The 793-nt window shown below is 52.6% G+C and carries 1 protein-coding gene; it reads right to left on the bottom strand.

Annotated features, from left to right (window positions below):
* A partial coding sequence (locus tag FKW19_RS15050; protein WP_238331378.1) for a Hint domain-containing protein occupies positions 1-793 on the bottom strand: 793 nt, incomplete at both ends.

The raw sequence follows: 793 nt of genomic DNA, 5'->3' as shown, positions 1-793 counted from the left end.
TAAGGACCAGCAGCACGCACAGTGAGAGACAGAATGCCCATTTTGCCATTGGATAGATAATCACCCAATGGAAGTTCTGCGTTACCAGTCGTCCAAGCTACGCCGTCCCATCCCATATCAGCCTGCCAGCCAGCAGGCTTTTCAGTCTGGAGATGAGGCGTGATGGCATGATGCTGTTTGGCGCACTGGAGATTGATCTCGCCAACCGCAACACCCATAAAGCGGCGATCATCCACAAACGGTCCGATTACATCAGAGGGACGGCTGGCACGAGAAACAATGCGGACTGACTTTGTTTCCGGTGGCAGCATGAAATTATAGTTCTGCGCGTTCTGACGCATCGGACGAATGATGGCTCCTGTTTCTGTCACCAGATGAAGGTCAGGATCAGTGGTCAGTTCCGGCTGTGCTGCCGAGGAATGACTGCAAGAAGCGCTGTTTCCGCGCCATTCAAGAGCACGGTAAAGAGGTTCGACAAACGAACGCGCCACATTCAACGGCGCACCTGCATCGCCCTCCCAGCTTTTGACTGCGCCACGCAGGGTCACAATCTTGCCTTCCTGCCGGAAAGAAGACCGGTTGCCTGTATCCAGATAGCTTTCGGTCAGCATGCCATCAGCCATGATAACAGAATGCTGTTCCGTTTCGACATGGTAGTAGTCATAGGATGTGATGGACTTGTCGTAAAAAATCGACACACCATTGACCAGCATACGGACGGGCACAAAGCTGTCTTTGAAGAATAGGCAATGTTCGGCCGTGATCAGCATATCCTTGTAGGGAACGCCATCGG

Origin of the sequence: Acetobacter sp. DmW_125128 (genome assembly GCF_008704325.1) — a bacterium.
Taxonomy (GTDB): domain Bacteria; phylum Pseudomonadota; class Alphaproteobacteria; order Acetobacterales; family Acetobacteraceae; genus Acetobacter; species Acetobacter oryzifermentans.
This window is presented reverse-complemented; position numbering and strand designations above follow the sequence as displayed.